The organism is Bacillus sp. LR--39, assembly GCF_053613335.1.
Genome location: NZ_JBSIOT010000002.1, coordinates 1 through 17,510, shown reverse-complemented (window position 1 = coordinate 17,510; position 17,510 = coordinate 1). Strand labels below are relative to the sequence as shown.

15 protein-coding genes are annotated in these 17,510 nt (G+C 44.9%); 7 read left to right on the top strand and 8 right to left on the bottom strand.

Features of this window, described 5'->3' with window-relative positions:
- Positions 1-54 precede the first annotated feature (54 nt).
- The 8 genes from noc to rpmH form a co-directional block, all read right to left on the bottom strand.
- Positions 55-906, bottom strand: coding sequence for a nucleoid occlusion protein (gene noc, locus ACWHAR_RS09780; protein ID WP_007615083.1), 852 nt, complete (start codon positions 904-906; stop codon positions 55-57).
- Positions 907-1,027: 121 nt separating this feature from the next.
- Positions 1,028-1,747 (bottom strand): 16S rRNA (guanine(527)-N(7))-methyltransferase RsmG, encoded by a 720-nt coding sequence (gene rsmG, locus ACWHAR_RS09775; protein ID WP_007409901.1) that lies wholly within the window; start codon positions 1,745-1,747, stop codon positions 1,028-1,030.
- Positions 1,748-1,760: 13 nt separating this feature from the next.
- Positions 1,761-3,647 carry a tRNA uridine-5-carboxymethylaminomethyl(34) synthesis enzyme MnmG gene (gene mnmG, locus ACWHAR_RS09770; RefSeq protein WP_007615086.1) on the bottom strand — a complete coding sequence of 629 codons (1,887 nt, stop codon included), beginning with the start codon at positions 3,645-3,647 and terminating at the stop codon, positions 1,761-1,763.
- A gap of 16 nt (positions 3,648-3,663) precedes the next feature.
- Positions 3,664-5,043 carry a tRNA uridine-5-carboxymethylaminomethyl(34) synthesis GTPase MnmE gene (gene mnmE, locus ACWHAR_RS09765; protein WP_007615094.1) on the bottom strand — a complete coding sequence of 460 codons (1,380 nt, stop codon included), beginning with the start codon at positions 5,041-5,043 and terminating at the stop codon, positions 3,664-3,666.
- A gap of 289 nt (positions 5,044-5,332) precedes the next feature.
- On the bottom strand, positions 5,333-5,974 hold the full coding sequence (gene jag / locus ACWHAR_RS09760; RefSeq protein WP_032875304.1) for an RNA-binding cell elongation regulator Jag/EloR: 642 nt from the start codon (positions 5,972-5,974) through the stop codon (positions 5,333-5,335).
- Positions 5,971-6,720 (bottom strand): YidC family membrane integrase SpoIIIJ, encoded by a 750-nt coding sequence (spoIIIJ, locus tag ACWHAR_RS09755; RefSeq protein WP_007409906.1) that lies wholly within the window; start codon positions 6,718-6,720, stop codon positions 5,971-5,973. The genes jag and spoIIIJ overlap by 4 nt, the downstream gene beginning before the upstream one ends.
- Positions 6,721-6,880: 160 nt before the next feature.
- A complete protein-coding gene (gene rnpA / locus ACWHAR_RS09750; RefSeq protein ID WP_004392944.1) occupies positions 6,881-7,231 on the bottom strand; it encodes a ribonuclease P protein component in 351 nt (116 codons plus the stop codon).
- 154 nt (positions 7,232-7,385) lie between these two features.
- Positions 7,386-7,520 carry a 50S ribosomal protein L34 gene (rpmH, locus tag ACWHAR_RS09745; protein WP_003178075.1) on the bottom strand — a complete coding sequence of 45 codons (135 nt, stop codon included), beginning with the start codon at positions 7,518-7,520 and terminating at the stop codon, positions 7,386-7,388.
- A gap of 619 nt (positions 7,521-8,139) precedes the next feature.
- Here rpmH and dnaA point away from each other — a divergent pair.
- The 7 genes from dnaA (at position 8,140) to gyrA (ending at position 17,190) form a co-directional block, all read left to right on the top strand.
- Entirely contained in the window at positions 8,140-9,480 is a 1,341-nt protein-coding gene (gene dnaA / locus ACWHAR_RS09740; protein WP_007409908.1) for a chromosomal replication initiator protein DnaA, read from the top strand.
- Between the two features lie 184 nt (positions 9,481-9,664).
- The gene (dnaN, locus tag ACWHAR_RS09735; protein ID WP_007409909.1) at positions 9,665-10,801 is read left to right on the top strand and encodes a DNA polymerase III subunit beta; all 1,137 of its coding nucleotides are present in this window, start codon (positions 9,665-9,667) and stop codon (positions 10,799-10,801) included.
- A 134-nt stretch (positions 10,802-10,935) separates the two neighbouring features.
- Positions 10,936-11,151 (top strand): ribosome maturation protein RlbA, encoded by a 216-nt coding sequence (gene rlbA / locus ACWHAR_RS09730; protein ID WP_004392910.1) that lies wholly within the window; start codon positions 10,936-10,938, stop codon positions 11,149-11,151.
- Positions 11,152-11,166: 15 nt separating this feature from the next.
- Complete coding sequence (gene recF, locus ACWHAR_RS09725; RefSeq protein ID WP_007409910.1) at positions 11,167-12,279, top strand: DNA replication/repair protein RecF; 1,113 nt, start codon at positions 11,167-11,169, stop codon at positions 12,277-12,279.
- A gap of 17 nt (positions 12,280-12,296) precedes the next feature.
- Positions 12,297-12,542: an extracellular matrix regulator RemB gene (remB, locus tag ACWHAR_RS09720; RefSeq protein ID WP_004392908.1), complete on the top strand. Its 246-nt coding sequence runs from the start codon at positions 12,297-12,299 to the stop codon at positions 12,540-12,542.
- Between the two features lie 56 nt (positions 12,543-12,598).
- Positions 12,599-14,515 (top strand): DNA topoisomerase (ATP-hydrolyzing) subunit B, encoded by a 1,917-nt coding sequence (gene gyrB / locus ACWHAR_RS09715; RefSeq protein WP_007409911.1) that lies wholly within the window; start codon positions 12,599-12,601, stop codon positions 14,513-14,515.
- 215 nt (positions 14,516-14,730) lie between these two features.
- Complete coding sequence (gene gyrA / locus ACWHAR_RS09710) at positions 14,731-17,190, top strand: DNA gyrase subunit A (RefSeq protein ID WP_032875298.1); 2,460 nt, start codon at positions 14,731-14,733, stop codon at positions 17,188-17,190.
- Positions 17,191-17,510 lie beyond the last annotated feature (320 nt).

Below are 17,510 nucleotides of genomic sequence, written 5' to 3'. Positions count from 1 at the left end.
CTCAAAATAGTTTTTTGATTAAAATAAAAACTCCCCTGCTGATCAGGAGAGTTTTTATTTAGGTATCCGAATGGTAAGCTGGATGTACTCTTCGAATTCTTCTTCTTCAGTATTCAGTCTGACTCCGCTGTCTTCTACCATAGACAGTGACTGACGAATCGTATTCATCGCAATTCTTGTATCCCTGCTGAACGCTTTGCGTCTCGGCTTTGGTTTCTGCTTATTCTGTTCAAGCATTTTTACCACTCTGTCTTCCGTCTGCTTAACGTTTAAGCTTTTCTCAATGATTTCCGCAAGCAATGTGACCTGAAGCTCCGGCTGTTTGAGCGGAATCAGTGCTCTTGCATGACGTTCCGTAATTTTTTTCTCCATAATCGCATCCTGGACGGGTTCCGGGAGCTTTAACAATCGGAGCTTGTTCGCAATCGTTGACTGGCCTTTTCCTAAGCGCTGCGCCAAGGCTTCCTGTGTTAAATCATGAAGTTCTAACAGCCTTGCGTACGCATGAGCTTCCTCAATGGAGGACAATTCTTCCCTTTGCAGGTTTTCAATCAAAGCGACAGATGCTGTTTCCGTATCAGAAAAATCTTTAATAATTGCGGGAATCTTCTCCCATTCAAGCGTCTGTACCGCTCTCCAGCGCCTTTCACCCGCAATGAGCTCATATTGTCCTTCATCTTCTGTATGTCTGACAACAATCGGCTGAATGATGCCGTGTGTATGGATAGTCATTGCTAACTCTTTGATTTTTTCATCTGAGAAAATGGTGCGTGGCTGAAAACGGTTGGGAACGATAGCATGTACCGGTATTTCGAGTATCTCTTCTTTGTTTGTATCATGCTCAGCTATCTCCGGTTCCTCTTCCTTCTCACCAAACCCGAAGAAACGAGAGAATGAATGCTTCATGTACCTACACCACCTTTAAAAACTGCCATTTTTATAATTCTATTTTCTCATGGTTTTTCCTGCTGTATCTTCATCAATTTTGCAGAAAATATGATGGAATTGTCACATCAGGCTGTCTAAATTACCCTTCAATTGGCGATTTATTTGGAGTACCCGGTTTTCTCGGATATTTTTTCGGAGTGCTTTTCGTCTTGCGAATGATCATAATGTTCCGTTCACTTTCTTCAACAGGAAGTGTAAAGGAATGAACTTGTTCAAGCTCTCCTCCCAATACTTTAATCGCCTTTTGCCCCGCTTTCAGCTCTTCATCAGCTGCTGCTGCTTTTAGTGCCGCAAATACGCCGTTTTTCTTGGCCAGCGGCAGACAAAGCTCACTCAGGACCGACAGACGCGCCACCGCACGGGCCGTCACGAGATCGAAGCTTTCCCGGACGTCTTTCCGCTGTCCGAATGTCTCCGCTCTGTCATGGACAAATGTCGTATGCTCTAATTGTAAAGCATCAGAGAGAGTTTCCAAAAACGTAATCCGCTTATTCAGTGAATCGACGATGGTGACATGCAGATGCGGGAAGCAGATTTTGATGGGCAGGCTTGGAAAACCGGCGCCGGCGCCAACATCACAAAGAGTGGTGACCTTTTCAAAATCAATATAAAATGCCGCCGTTATCGAATCATAAAAATGCTTGAGATAAACTTCCTTTTTCTCAGTGATGGATGTCAGATTCATTTTTTCGTTCCATTCCACGAGCATCCGGTAATACAACTCGAATTGCTCCAGCTGGCGGTCAGAAAGGGAAATCCCTTTCTCCGCTAAACTGGATGTAAATTCCTCTATATTCATGCCGTCATCCTTTCTATTCAGCTACCTTGGCAATACGGCCCTGCTCCAGGTATACCAGCAGGATTGAAATGTCTGCCGGATTGACGCCGGAAATACGGGACGCTTGAGCAACTGATAAAGGACGCACTTCTTTCAGCTTTTGACGGGCTTCAGTAGCAATTCCTTTAATGGCGTCATAATCAATCCGATCAGGGATTTTTTTGTTTTCCATTTTCTTCAGCTTTTCCACTTGCTGCAAGGATTTTTCGATATATCCTTCATATTTCACCTGAATTTCCACTTGTTCCGCCACATCTTGCGGAACCGGAGAATCTGCAGGCGCAAGTTTTGTCACTGTTTCATAGTTCATTTCCGGACGTTTCATTAAATCTGTGCCGCGCACTCCGTCTTTCAGCTCACTTCCACCGAGTGAACGGATATATTCCTGATTCTCAGGAGACGGCTTGATAATAACAGACCAGAGACGTTTTTTCTCCGCCTCGATCGCCGCTTTTTTCTTCTCAAATGCTTCATAGCGCTCATCAGAAATTAAGCCGATATCGTGGCCGATTTCCGTCAGACGAAGATCCGCGTTGTCGTGACGGAGCAGCAGTCTGTATTCCGCCCGTGAAGTCAGCAGACGGTACGGTTCATTGGTTCCTTTCGTTACCAAATCATCAATCAATACACCGATATAAGCATCGGAACGGCTGAGGATCACTTCTTCTTTTCCAAGCGCTTTGCGGCCTGCGTTGATCCCTGCCATAATTCCTTGCCCGGCCGCTTCCTCATAACCTGATGTACCGTTAATTTGACCGGCTGTGTACAGGTTAGGGATTTTTTTCGTCTCCAGTGTAGGCCAGAGCTGCGTCGGTACAATCGCGTCATACTCAATCGCGTATCCGGCTCTCATCATCTGCACCTTTTCCAGTCCCGGAATGGTCGCCAGCATCCGCTGCTGCACGTCCTCAGGAAGACTCGTGGATAAACCTTGAACGTATACTTCCTGCGTATTTCTGCCTTCCGGCTCGAGGAAAATCTGATGACGCGGTTTATCATTAAACCGAACGACTTTATCTTCAATCGAAGGGCAGTATCTCGGTCCCGTTCCTTTAATCATACCGGAATACATTGGCGAACGATGCAGGTTGCTGTCGATGATCTCATGAGTCTCAGGACTCGTGTAAGTCAGCCAGCAAGGCAGCTGATCGGTAATGTATTCAACCGTTTCATATGAGAAAGCGCGCGGAACCGGGTCCCCCGGCTGGATTTCTGTTTTGCTGTAATCAATGGAATCGCTTGACACACGAGGAGGCGTGCCCGTTTTAAAACGGACGAGATCAAAACCAAGCTCCTCTAAGTGCTCAGAAAGTTTAATAGACGGCTGCTGGTTATTCGGGCCGCTTGAGTAAGACAAATCACCGAGAATGATCCGCCCTCTTAAATACGTTCCGGTTGTCAGCACGACCGTTTTTGCCTTGTATTCAGCACCGGTTTGCGTAATGACACCGCGGCACTCTCCGTCTTCAATGATTAAACGCTCGGCAATCCCTTGAAGAAGTGTCAAATTCGGTGTTTTTTCCAGCGTATGCTTCATTTCGTGCTGATATTGGAATTTATCCGCCTGCGCACGCAGCGCCCGTACGGCCGGACCTTTTCCTGTATTCAGCATTCTCATTTGAATATGAGTTTTATCTATATTTCTAGCCATTTCTCCGCCGAGCGCGTCAATTTCGCGGACGACAATCCCTTTCGCGGGGCCGCCGACAGACGGATTACATGGCATAAACGCAACCATATCAAGATTAATCGTCAAAACAAGCGTTTTGGCTCCCTGGCGCGCGGATGCGAGGGCAGCCTCAACACCGGCATGCCCGGCGCCGATGACAATCACGTCGTATTGGCCTGCTTCATACCCCATGGTTTTTTCCTCCCTTTTATTTACCTAAACAAAATTGTGAAAAGAGCTGATCAATTAAGCTTTCGTGGACGGCATCACCGATGATTTCGCCCAGCAGCTCCCAGCACCTTGTCAAATCAATTTGGACCATATCAATCGGAACATCCTGTTCAATTCCGTTCAGCGCATCATCAATCGCTTGCTTTGCCTGATGCAGAATCGAGATATGACGGGTGTTGCTGACATAGGTGAGATCTCCGCTTTCGATCGCTCCTGTATAAAATAGCGACTGAATCGCTTCCTCTAAATCTTGAATGCCTTCTTCTTTCAGCAATGAGGTCGTGACGACAGGCCGGCCTTTCGCCAGTTCCTTGACGCGTTCAGCGTCAATCTTAGCCTCAAGGTCCGTCTTATTCATAATGACAATGACGTCCATTCCCTCAACCGCTTCAAACAATTTCACATCTTCTTCAGAAAGCTCTTCGCTGTGGTTAAGCACAAGCAAAATGAGATCCGCTTCCTTCAGAACCTGCCGTGACCGTTCCACACCGATTCTTTCGACGATGTCTTCTGTCTCACGGATTCCCGCGGTATCGACAAGCCGAAGCGGCACGCCTCGCACGTTGACATATTCCTCAATCACATCACGCGTCGTTCCCGGAATATCGGTTACGATCGCCTTCGTTTCATGGACAAGGCTGTTAAGCAGAGAGGATTTTCCGACGTTCGGACGGCCGATGATCACGGTAGACAGTCCCTCACGCAAAATTTTCCCCTGCTCAGACGTACGGAGCAGCGCCTCGATTTCTTTCTTCACGCCGCTTGCCTTCTCCACTAAAAGCTGATGCGTCATTTCTTCGACGTCATCATATTCCGGATAATCTATATTAACCTCAACATGGGCAAGTGTTTCTAACAACTCATCACGCAGACGGCGGACAAGTGCGGAAAGCCGTCCTTCCATCTGGTTCATGGCGACATTCATGGCACGGTCCGTTTTGGCCCTGATCAGATCCATCACCGCTTCCGCCTGTGATAGGTCAATCCGTCCGTTTAAAAATGCGCGCTTCGTAAACTCACCGGGTTCTGCCAGTCTCGCACCTTCTCTTAAAGCAAGCTGGAGCACCTGATTAACCGTCACAATACCTCCGTGACAATTGATTTCAATGACATCTTCCCTTGTGAATGTTCTGGGCGCTCTTAAAACAGACACCATGACTTCCTCAATAATCCGTCCCGTCGTGCTGTCCGCGATATGCCCGTAATGAATGGTATGCGATTCTGCCGAACTGAGCGTTTTGCCTTTCGGACCCTTGTACATTTTGTCGGCGATCTCTACGGCTTCCGGGCCGCTCAGCCGAACGATCGCGATCGCGCCTTCACCCATCGGAGTTGAAATCGCTGCAATTGTATCCATGCTGTTCACCTCTCTTTATCTCTGTTTCCATCTATATAAAAAATTTTATTTACGCCAAAATTAAAAGATAACATAGTTTGGTTTGAAGTGGAAGATACGTTATCCACAAAGGCAGAAATTCATCCCTTATTACTTTAACTTATCCACATGTGAATAACAATTAATTTTATTTCCTAAAACCTTTTTTATCAACAGCATAGACCGAAAAAGAAAAAACTTAAACGCAAAAAATGCGATTCTGCTTAGGAATAGAGCCATTTTTACCAATAAAAAAACCGAAGTTCCGATTTTACCCGGACTTCGGTTTTCTGCTATCTTTATGGGAAATAACGAGATGGCGGTACCGGCCTTCACCGGTAGAAAAAGTTTTGATATTTGGATGCTTTGACAGCGCGTCATGGATGATTTTTCTTTCACCTGACGGCATCGGTTCTAAATGCATATCTTTTTTCGTTTTCGACACTTGCTTGGCCAGCCTGTTTGCCAGCTGATCCAGAATTTCTCTTCTTTTCCGCCGATAATTCTCAGCGTCGACAACGGCTTGGCGATACTGGCCGGAGCCGCGGTTCAAAACAAGCTGCGTCAATGTTTCCAGGGCATTGAGTGTTTGTCCTCTTTTGCCAATAAGCAGCGCCGCTTTTTCACCTTTAATGTGAAAACAGACTGTTTTCTTGTTTTCTTCCGTAACAATCTCAGAAGGTCCGGCAATGGAATGGATGATTTCTTCCAAATACGCTTTCGCTTCCTGAACAGGATTTCTTTTCTCTTCCAGTTCTACGATCGCATTCTTTTTCCCGAAAATACCCAAAAACCCTTTGTATTCTTCTTGCACCACCGTTATTTCTATTTGATCTTTCGTCAGTTGAAGTTCCTGAAGGCCTGATTGAACTGCTTCTTCGACATTCCGTCCCGCAGCAGTCACCTTCTTCACTTTTTCTTTCCTCCCGCTTTCTGCGTTTCCGGATCGTGTTTAATGTCAGGTCCTTTAATAAGGAATGTCTGAGCAATCATAAACAGGTTTCCGACTACCCAATACAGAGAAAGCGCGCTCGGGAAGTTGATCGCAAATACGATGATCATAATCGGCATAATCCATACCATCATTGCCATTTGAGGATTCTGAGTCGGATTTCCGGCCATCATCAGCTTCTGCTGGACAAAAGTGGCCACACCGGCAACGATAGGAAGAATATAGTAAGGATCCTTCTCTCCTAGGTCAAACCATAAAAAGCTGTGCTGTGAAATGGCTTGCGTACGCATAATGGCGTGGTAGAATCCGATCAAAATCGGCATTTGAATCAGGATCGGGAAACATCCCGCCAGCGGGTTCACCCCGTGCTTTGAAAACAGGGCCATCGTTTCCTGCTGAAGCTTCTGCTGCGTTTTTTGATCTTTAGAGCTGTATTTTTCTCTGAGCTTCTGCATTTCAGGCTGCAGCGCCTGCATTGCTTTTGAGCTTCGAAGCTGCTTGATCATCAGCGGCAGAATCAGCAGACGAATTAAAATCGTAACGATGATGATCGATAAACCATAGTTATCGCCCGTCAGTTTCGCTACGTACGTAATGACTTCTGACAATGGATACACAACATATTTGTCCCAGAAATGCGGACTATTCGCCGTAATCGGCTCTTTCACACTCGAGCACCCGGCCAGCAGCACGAGCATACCGACCATACTCAGTAGTAACCATATTCTCCTTTTCAAGAACGTTTCCTCCTATACCAATCTTTATGAACCTTGTATGTATTTTAGCATCTTTCAGTTTCAAATGGCGTTCATTTTTCGCCAAATAAAAGGAAGCGCTTTTAAAAACGTGAAGAAAACAAAATATGAGCTATTTTGACGAAGATTTCTTATATAATGAGGTTTTTCTGAATAAGTGCTGCAGACTCTTTTTCGTTTCTTCAAAACTGAGGTCGCCGGCGGGTTTTCTTGCGATAATAATAAAATCTTTCGGCTTGAGCAGCTCTTTTTCCTCCTGAACAGCCTGTCTGATTAACCGCTTCACCCGATTGCGCACGACGGCATTGCCGATTTTTTTACTGACAGAAAGCCCTACCCGGAGCTCTTCCTGTTTCGGCTGATCAAGCGTATACAGCACGAACTGGCGGTTTGCCATAGACGTTCCGCGTTTAAACACTTTTTGAAAATCTTCATTTTTCTTTAACCGATTTCGCTTCTTCACTTTAATTCACTCCGATATTCACTCGCAGAAACTTTTATTTCTATCTAAAAAAAACGGGCCGCCGGAATACTGAAGAAATTTCTCCAGTACCGGGCGACGCATGACATCACTTTTCTCTTAATGTGAAAAAAGACCACTGACATTATTCAGTGGCCTAAGCTGATAATACTTTTCTGCCTTTGCGGCGACGGCGTGCTAATACTAGACGACCGTTTTTTGAACTCATACGGCTTCTGAAGCCATGAACTTTACTGCGTTTACGGTTATTCGGTTGGAATGTTCTTTTCATTTATGACACCTCCCTCGAGGAATAGCTGTTAAAGACAGTCTTACTTATTATATTTGTGCTGCCTATTCATTGTCAACTTCAGCAGTGCTTTTATTTCTTACAACCATAATAGGATAACATACCTTAACCAGTTTAGAAACCTTATTTTTCATATTCCTTTTTTTAACGCAAAAAAAGCCGCGCTCCCCCGAAAAAACGACATGTGGATAATTTTTTTGCCTTTTTTTAATATCCACAGTCGTTATCGACAACATTTTCACATTGCTAACTCCTGTGGACAAAGATTTTTCAACAAGTTGTCAGGTTTGTGGATAAGATTACGAGAACCATTGCAAGTCCTCGCTTAATTTGATATTATATTTGTGTTTTAACTCTTAATTACTTATCCAGCCCATTCTCTTTATCCACAAACTGTGGATAAGTTGTGGATTGTTTTCACACAGCTTGTGTAGATTGTTGTCCACAACTTGTGGAATTTGTCGAAAAGCTGTTTTTCTACTATACTATATGTTTTCAACATTTCGTGTGTACGAATGGTCAGAGCCATATGCTCTTTTTTTGTGTTCTATAACAGGGAAAGGGCGCTGATTTTTAAAGAAAAGGAGGGCTGTGCCGGATAATGGAGAATATATTAGATCTTTGGAATCAAGCTCTAGCTCAAATTGAGAAAAAGCTAAGCAAACCGAGTTTCGAAACTTGGATGAAGTCGACGAAAGCCCATTCGCTGCAAGGGGATACCTTAACCATCACCGCTCCCAATGAATTTGCCAGAGACTGGCTGGAGTCCAGGTACTTACATCTCATTGCAGATACCATATACGAATTAACCGGGGAAGAATTGAGCGTCAAATTTGTCATTCCTCAAAATCAGGACGAAGAAAACTTTTTACCGAAACCGCAAGTGAAAAAAGCGGCAAAAGAGGAACCGTCTGATTTTCCCCAAAGCATGCTCAACCCGAAATATACATTCGACACATTCGTCATCGGATCGGGAAACCGATTCGCCCATGCAGCATCACTGGCTGTGGCGGAAGCACCCGCTAAAGCGTACAACCCTTTATTTATATACGGGGGAGTCGGCTTAGGAAAAACCCACTTAATGCACGCGATCGGCCATTATGTCATTGATCATAATCCTTCAGCCAAAGTGGTGTACCTGTCTTCTGAAAAATTCACAAATGAATTCATCAACTCAATCCGCGATAATAAAGCCGTTGATTTCCGCAACCGCTACCGGAACGTTGATGTACTTTTGATAGATGATATTCAATTTTTAGCCGGAAAAGAACAAACACAGGAAGAGTTTTTCCATACATTCAACACGCTTCATGAAGAAAGCAAACAAATCGTGATTTCCAGCGACAGACCGCCGAAAGAGATCCCGACCCTTGAAGACCGCCTGCGTTCGCGGTTCGAATGGGGATTGATTACCGATATCACACCGCCGGATCTGGAAACGCGGATTGCCATCCTGAGAAAAAAAGCGAAGGCGGAAGGCCTTGATATTCCGAACGAGGTCATGCTTTACATCGCGAATCAGATTGACAGCAACATCCGCGAACTGGAAGGGGCATTAATACGGGTTGTCGCCTATTCATCCTTAATCAATAAAGACATTAACGCAGACCTGGCTGCAGAAGCATTGAAAGATATTATTCCGTCTTCTAAGCCGAAGGTCATTACGATAAAAGAGATTCAGCGGATTGTCGGACAGCAGTTCAACATTAAGCTAGAAGATTTCAAAGCGAAAAAGCGCACGAAATCCGTGGCGTTCCCAAGACAGATTGCGATGTATCTTTCAAGAGAAATGACGGATTCTTCTTTGCCTAAAATCGGGGAAGAATTTGGCGGCAGAGACCATACAACCGTCATTCACGCCCATGAAAAGATTTCAAAACTGCTGATTGATGACGAGCAGCTTCAGCAGCAGGTGAAAGAAATAAAAGAACTGCTTAAATAATAGTGTCCTCGGATGAATCGGGGAAAGTGTGAATAACTTTTTCATAGCCATACACAGTCTGTCCACATGTGGATAGGCTGTGTTTCCTGTCTTTTTCACAACTTATCCACAAATCCACAGGCCCTACTATTACTACTGCTATTTTTAAAATATATTAATTATATTATCCGTTAGGAGGATAAACATGAAATTTACGATTCAAAAAGATCGTTTAGTCGAAAGTGTACAAGACGTTCTAAAAGCCGTTTCATCCAGAACCACAATTCCCATTCTCACTGGTATTAAGATCGTCGCCTCAGATGAAGGTGTATCTTTCACAGGAAGTGACTCTGATATTTCAATCGAGTCATTCATTCCGAAAGAAGATGATGATAAAGAAATCGTGACGATCGATCAGCCGGGAAGTATCGTGCTGCAAGCGCGTTTCTTCAGTGAAATCGTTAAAAAACTGCCGATGGCGACTGTTGAAATCGAAGTTCAAAATCAATATTTAACGATTATCCGTTCCGGAAAAGCCGAATTTAATTTAAACGGCCTTGATGCAGATGAATATCCGCATCTACCGCAAATCGAAGAGCATCACGCCATTCAGATTCCGACGGATCTTTTGAAAAACCTGATCCGCCAAACCGTGTTCGCTGTGTCCGCCTCAGAAACACGCCCTATCTTGACAGGTGTAAACTGGAAAGTCGAAAACGGTGAATTATTATGCACTGCCACGGATAGCCACCGACTCGCTTTAAGAAAGGCGAAGCTTGATATTCCGGAAGACAGCTCTTATAACGTGGTCATTCCCGGGAAAAGCTTAACCGAGCTGAGCAAAATTCTTGATGACAACCAAGAACTGGTTGATATCGTCATTACAGAAACCCAAGTTCTGTTCAAAGCGAAAAACGTATTGTTCTTCTCAAGATTGCTTGACGGAAACTATCCGGACACGACCAGCTTAATTCCGCAGGAAAGCAAAACGGAAATCGTCGTGAACACGAAGGAATTTTTACAGGCGATAGACCGTGCTTCTTTATTGGCGAGAGAAGGCCGCAACAACGTTGTAAAGCTTTCTGCCAAACCGGCGGATTCGCTGGAGATTTCATCAAATTCTCCGGAAATCGGGAAAGTGGTCGAAGCTGTGCTGGCTGACCAGATTGACGGCGAGGAATTAAATATTTCATTCAGTCCAAAATATATGATGGACGCACTGAAAGTACTTGAAGGAGCGGACATCCGTATCAGCTTTACGGGAGCGATGAGACCGTTTCTTATCCGTACGCCGAATGATGAAACCATCGTTCAGCTCATCCTTCCGGTCAGAACGTATTAATCAAACAGAATGTGCTGCCGGCTTTGTTCGGCAGCTTTTCTATTCATCAGCCGCTCCCTCGAGTTTTCCCTTTCCTTATTTCAGGATTTTTTAGTACAATTAGATATTAGTGATATTTGAAAGAGGTCGATAATATGGCAAATCCGATTTCGATTGATACAGAAATGATTACGCTTGGCCAGTTTTTAAAATTAGCCGATGTGATTCAGTCCGGCGGCATGGCGAAGTGGTTTCTGAGCGAGCATGAGGTGACTGTCAACAATGAACCTGACAATCGCCGCGGCAGAAAGCTTTACGTTGGAGACGTGGTCGCGATTGAAGGATTTGGTTCATTTCAAGTCGTCAATTAAAGCGGGTGACAGCGGTTGTATATCCAAAATTTAGAATTAACATCCTACCGTAATTATGAGCGCGCTGAGCTTCAATTCGAAAACAAGGTGAATGTGATCATCGGAGAAAATGCCCAAGGCAAAACCAATTTGATGGAAGCCATCTATGTCCTTTCGATGGCAAAGTCACACCGCACCTCAAATGACAAAGAACTTATACGGTGGGACGAAGACTATGCTAAAATAGAAGGAAGAGTGATGAAGCGTAACGGGGACATCCCGATGCAGCTTGTCATCTCCAAAAAAGGTAAAAAGGGCAAGGTCAATCATATAGAGCAGCAAAAACTCAGTCAGTATGTCGGAGCGCTGAACACCATTATGTTTGCCCCTGAGGATTTAAATCTCGTCAAAGGAAGCCCTCAGGTGAGGAGGAGATTTCTCGATATGGAGATCGGGCAGGTTTCTGCCGTTTATCTGTATGATTTATCTCTTTATCAAAAAATCCTTTCACAGCGGAATCATTTTCTGAAACAGCTGCAAAGCCGGAAACAGACTGACCGGACTATGCTTGACGTTCTCACTGATCAGCTGATTGAAGCAGCCGCAAAAGTTGTCGCCAAACGTCTGCAGTTTACGGCACAGCTTGAAAAATGGGCGCAGCCGATCCATTCCGGCATTTCCCGGGGACTTGAAGAACTGACGCTTAAGTATCACACGGCGCTTGATGTATCAGATCCCAAAGATTTGTCGAAAATAGGTAACAGCTACCAGGAGTCTTTTTCGAAATTAAAAGAAAAAGAAATAGAACGAGGCGTCACATTATTCGGACCGCATCGGGATGATGTCCTTTTTTATGTGAACGGACGCGATGTGCAGACGTACGGTTCACAGGGACAGCAGCGTACGACGGCTTTGTCTTTGAAGCTGGCCGAAATAGATTTGATTCATGAAGAAATCGGAGAATACCCCATTTTACTTTTGGATGATGTACTAAGCGAGCTGGATGATTACCGACAGTCCCATTTGCTTCATACGATCCAAGGCCGTGTGCAGACATTTGTCACCACGACAAGCGTGGATGGCATTGACCACGATACCTTACATCAAGCAGGAATGTTCCGTGTGGAAAACGGTACGTTAGTGAAGTGAAGAAATGAGGTGAGCGATTGTATATTCATTTAGGTGACGACTTTGTCGTTTCAACACGCGATATCGTCGGCATTTTTGACTGCAAGGTCAATGTATCGCCGATCGTTGAAGAATTTCTGGACAGACAGAAAGAAAAAGTAGTGCCGTCCGTAAACGGCACGCCAAAGTCTATCGTAGTCACGACTGAGAATATATATTACTCTCCCTTATCTTCCGGCACACTGAAGAAACGTGCGCAATTTATGTTAGAAATAGATTCTTAGCGGATCTTTACAATGAATATATCGTTTAAGAAAAGTGTAGGTGAATGTGCATGGCTATGGAACAGCAGCAAAATAGTTATGATGAGAATCAGATACAGGTATTAGAAGGTTTGGAAGCTGTTCGAAAGAGACCGGGGATGTACATCGGATCAACTAACAGCAAAGGCCTTCACCACTTGGTGTGGGAAATCGTCGACAACAGTATTGACGAAGCCCTGGCCGGTTATTGTACAGATATTAACATCGAGATTGAAAAAGATAACAGCATTACCGTTAAGGACAACGGGCGCGGAATTCCGGTCGGTATCCAGGAGAAGATGGGCCGCCCTGCGGTTGAAGTCATCATGACCGTTCTCCACGCCGGCGGTAAATTTGACGGAAGCGGATATAAAGTATCCGGCGGTCTTCACGGTGTAGGGGCGTCTGTCGTAAACGCCTTGTCGACCACTCTTGACGTTACGGTTCATCGTGACGGAAAAATCCACTATCAGGCGTACGAGCGCGGTGTACCTGTGGCCGATCTTGAAGTGATCGGTGATACTGATAAGACCGGAACGATTACGCACTTCGTTCCGGATCCGGAAATTTTCAAAGAAACAACCGAATACGACTATGACCTGCTTTCAAACCGTGTCCGGGAATTGGCCTTCCTGACAAAAGGTGTAAACATCACGATTGAAGACAAACGTGAAGGACAAGAACGGAAAAACGAGTACCACTACGAAGGCGGAATCAAAAGCTATGTTGAGTACTTAAACCGTTCCAAAGAAGTCGTTCATGAAGAGCCGATTTATATCGAAGGCGAGAAAGACGGCATAACGGTTGAAGTTGCATTGCAATACAACGACAGCTATACAAGCAATATTTATTCTTTCACAAATAATATCAACACATACGAAGGCGGCACGCACGAAGCCGGATTTAAAACCGGTCTGACCCGTGTTATAAACGACTATGCAAGAAGAAAAGGGATTTTCAAAGAAAATGATCCGAATTTAAGCGGGGATGATGTGAGGGAAGGGCTGACTGCCATTATTTCAATTAAGCACCCTGATCCGCAATTCGAAGGGCAGACGAAAACGAAGCTCGGCAACTCCGAAGCGAGAACGATCACTGATACGCTGTTTTCTTCTGCGCTGGAAACATTCCTTCTTGAAAATCCGGACTCAGCCCGCAAAATCGTTGAAAAAGGTTTAATGGCCGCAAGAGCGCGGATGGCAGCGAAAAAAGCGCGGGAATTGACCCGCCGCAAAAGTGCGCTTGAGATTTCCAATCTGCCGGGCAAACTGGCGGACTGTTCTTCTAAAGATCCGAGCATTTCCGAGCTGTATATCGTAGAGGGTGACTCTGCGGGCGGATCAGCGAAACAGGGACGGGACCGTCATTTCCAAGCCATTCTGCCGCTGCGCGGTAAGATTCTGAACGTTGAGAAAGCCAGACTTGATAAGATTCTCTCAAACAATGAGGTCAGATCAATGATCACGGCCCTCGGAACAGGAATCGGAGAAGATTTTAATCTTGAAAAAGCGCGTTATCATAAAGTGGTCATCATGACGGATGCCGATGTTGACGGCGCCCACATCAGAACGCTTTTATTAACGTTCTTCTACAGATACATGCGGGAAATCATCGAAAACGGCTATGTCTACATTGCCCAGCCGCCGCTTTATAAAGTGCAGCAGGGAAAACGGGTGGAATACGCTTATAATGATAAGCAGCTTGATGAGCTGTTAAAAGAACTTCCGCAATCACCTAAGCCCGGCCTCCAGCGTTATAAAGGTCTTGGAGAAATGAACGCGACTCAGCTTTGGGAAACGACAATGGACCCTGCGACCAGAACGCTTCTGCAAGTCAATCTTGAAGATGCAATGGACGCTGACGAGACTTTTGAAATGCTGATGGGTGACAAAGTAGAACCGCGGAGAAACTTCATAGAAGCAAACGCCAGATACGTGAAAAATCTTGATATTTAACCAAGAAAGCCTTATTTTCGTTAAGAAATAAGGCTTTTTTCTCAAAGCGGCTTCTAAAGCCTCTGAAAACCCGCAAAACCCGTATATTCTACTAAATTAATGTGTATAAACACAAGTTTATTGATATAATGGAGAATAGTGAAATCGTATTGAAGATCATAATGGACAATCTACTCCCACATTATTTCATGTGATACTTCAGGGAGGTTTTTTTAATGAGTGAACAAAACACACCACAAGTACGTGAAGTCAATATCAGTCAGGAAATGCGGACATCCTTCCTGGACTATGCAATGAGCGTTATCGTATCCCGGGCGCTTCCGGATGTGCGTGACGGTCTGAAGCCGGTTCACAGGCGGATTTTGTACGCAATGAATGATTTAGGCATGACCAGTGACAAACCATATAAAAAATCTGCCCGTATCGTCGGTGAAGTTATCGGTAAGTACCACCCGCACGGTGACTCAGCGGTTTACGAATCAATGGTCAGAATGGCGCAGGATTTTAACTACCGCTACATGCTTGTTGACGGACACGGCAACTTCGGTTCGGTTGACGGCGACTCAGCGGCCGCGATGCGTTACACAGAAGCGAGAATGTCAAAAATCGCAATGGAAATCCTCCGGGACATTACGAAAGATACGATTGATTATCAAGATAACTATGACGGCGCAGAAAGAGAACCTGTCGTCATGCCTTCGAGATTTCCGAATCTGCTCGTAAACGGAGCTGCCGGTATTGCGGTCGGAATGGCGACAAATATTCCTCCGCATCAGCTTGGGGAAGTCATTGAAGGCGTGCTTGCCGTAAGTGAGAATCCTGAGATTACAAACCAGGAGCTGATGGAATACATCCCGGGCCCGGATTTTCCGACTGCAGGTCAGATTTTGGGCCGGAGCGGCATCCGCAAGGCATATGAATCCGGACGGGGATCCATTACGATCCGGGCTAAGGCTGAAATCGAAGAGACATCATCGGGAAAAGAAAGAATTATTGTCACAGAACTTCCTTATCAGGTGAACAAAGCGAGATTAATTGAAAAAATCGCAGATCTTGTCCGGGACAAAAAAATCGAAGGAATTACCGATCTGCGTGACGAATCCGACCGTAACGGAATGAGAATCGTCATTGAGATCCGCCGTGACGCCAATGCTCACGTCATTTTGAATAACCTGTACAAACAAACGGCCCTGCAGACGTCTTTCGGAATCAACCTGCTGGCGCTCGTTGACGGACAGCCGAAGGTACTAAGCCTGAAACAATGTCTGGAGCATTATCTTGATCACCAAAAGATTGTGATCCGGCGCAGAACGGCTTACGAACTTCGCAAAGCGGAAGCGAGAGCTCACATTCTGGAAGGTTTAAGAATTGCTCTCGATCATTTAGATGCTGTTATTTCTCTTATCCGCAGTTCCCAGACGGCTGAAATTGCGAGAACAGGTTTGATCGAACAATTCTCACTGACTGAAAAACAAGCGCAAGCCATTCTGGATATGCGCCTTCAGCGATTAACCGGTCTGGAGCGCGAAAAGATTGAAGAGGAATATCAATCACTTGTTGCGCTTATCGCCGAGCTGAAAGATATTTTAGCCAATGAAGAAAGAGTTCTTGAGATCATCCGTGAAGAACTTAATGAAATCAAAGAGCGTTTCAATGATGAGAGACGCACTGAAATCGTGACGTCCGGTCTTGAAACAATTGAAGATGAAGATCTTATCGAGAGAGAAAACATCGTCATCACACTGACCCATAACGGCTATGTTAAACGTCTCCCGGCGTCCACATACCGCAGCCAAAAACGGGGCGGAAAAGGCGTACAGGGAATGGGAACGAATGAAGATGACTTTGTGGAACACTTAATTTCCACATCAACGCACGATACGATCCTGTTCTTCTCTAATAAAGGGAAGGTCTACCGTTCTAAAGGTTATGAAATCCCTGAATACGGCCGTACGGCAAAAGGCATTCCGATTATTAACCTTCTGGAAGTTGAAAAAGGCGAATGGATTAATGCCATTATTCCGGTCAGCACGTTTGATGAAGAGCAATACCTCTTCTTTACGACCAAACAAGGGGTGTCGAAACGTACGGCACTGTCCCAGTTTGCGAATATACGGAATAACGGGCTGATCGCCCTAGGTCTCCGGGAAGACGATGAACTGATGGCCGTCCGCCTGACTGACGGCAAGAAACAAATCATCATCGGAACGAAGAACGGTTTGCTGATCCGTTTCCCTGAAGAAGATGTAAGACAAATGGGACGCACAGCTGCGGGTGTTAAAGGCATCACGCTGACAGATGATGATGTCGTTGTAGGCATGGAGATTCTTGAAGAAGACTCCCACGTCCTCATAGTGACAGAAAACGGCTACGGCAAACGCACACCGGCTTCAGAATACAGAGTTCAAAGCCGGGGCGGAAAAGGCCTTAAAACATGTAAAATCACTGACAGCAATGGTCCGTTAGTAACCGTGAAAGCAACAAAAGGCGAAGAGGACTTAATGATTATTACGGCAAGCGGCGTGTTAATCAGAATGGATATTAATGATATTTCCACTACGGGACGCGTAACACAAGGCGTCCGTCTGATCCGCATGTCTGATCAAGAGCATGTAGCCACTGTGGCGCTTGTGGAAAAGAATGAAGAAGAGCCGGAAGAAACGGAAGAAGTATAAACGAAAAAGCGCAGCTGTAATAGGCTGCGCTTTTACTATATAAAGAATTGAAAAAAAGCTTTGACACATAGTGATGATGCTGATATAATCATTTTTGTTGTCTTTTTAATAGAAGGCAAGCCTAGCGAAAATATTTTTTAAAAAAGTATTGACCTAGCAAACTGAAAATGTTATGATTAAGAGGTCGCTTCGAGAGAAGTGAAAAAAGTTCTTTGAAAACTAAACAAGACAAAACGTACCTGTTAATTCAAAGTTTTAAATAAATCGCACAGCGATGTGCGTAGTCAGTCAAACTACTTTATCGGAGAGTTTGATCCTGG